This is a genomic window from Dermacoccus sp. Ellin185 (assembly GCF_000152185.1).
In the GTDB taxonomy this organism is placed as follows: Bacteria; Actinomycetota; Actinomycetes; order Actinomycetales; family Dermatophilaceae; genus Dermacoccus; species Dermacoccus nishinomiyaensis.
Genome location: NZ_AEIQ01000124.1, coordinates 1 through 849, shown reverse-complemented (window position 1 = coordinate 849; position 849 = coordinate 1). Strand labels below are relative to the sequence as shown.

Sequence of the window (849 nt, the reverse complement as noted above, 5' to 3'; positions counted from 1 at the left end):
CCTCGTGGAACTGCGTTGCCGGCCATCGCCGCCCACGAGGCACACAGCACCCGCGCGGCTCTCGTGCTCGAACTTCACGCGCGTGCGGACGCCGCCGACTTCACCGTCCGCAGCCGCGAGGCCGGGCTGCCGGCTGCCGACGCCGGCGTCCCGACGATGCGGACCCCCGCCGCCGTCACGCGGGCGATCGGGTCGCTGACGGACGCCACGGCCGATCGATCCGACGCGGCGCGCGCGCTGCGCGAAGCCGGCGTCGCGTACGTGAGCGCAACCCAGGAGCCCGGGGCACGCTCGCTCGAACTCGACGGCGTGGACGGCCTCACGCCCATGGCGAGCACCGCCGGCACCTCGCTCTACCACGTCGACGGAGAGGGCGCCGAGCGCGCCGCCCGCGTCGTCGTCACGGACGGCGAGAATCGCACGATCGTGCCCGTGAGCGGCGACCATGCGCGCGTCTCGACGACGCTGCCCGCGGGCGCTGCCGCGCGACGCGTGGCCGTCGCGGCTGGGCCGGGCTTCGCCGAGCACGCGAGCGTGACGCTCGACGGCCGCCCCCTGCGGCACGTCGCAGGCGACCTGCCGACCTACGAACTGGGCGCTGCGGGCGGTCGTCTGGAGATCGATCCCGGGACGGCGTGGCGCGGCTGGCGCTGGGCGCAGCTCGGCCTGTTCGGTGTCGTCGCGTTCCTCGCGCTGCCGTTCGGAACGCGGAAGAAGGTGCGCGCATGAGCCGTTCGCGCACGAGTCGGCCACGCACGTGGGGCGCTCAGGGGTGGATCCGCGCCGGCGTCCTTGCCGCCGGGACGGGCGCCGTCGTCCTGGCAGCGCAGGCCGCGCCCGTCCACCCGC

At 76.1% G+C, this 849-nt stretch carries 1 pseudogene; it reads left to right on the top strand.

From position 1 onward, the window contains the following. Nucleotides 1–729, top strand: a pseudogene (locus HMPREF0321_RS16635) (hypothetical protein); the annotation flags it as partial. Between the last annotated feature and the right edge of the window lie 120 nt (nt 730–849).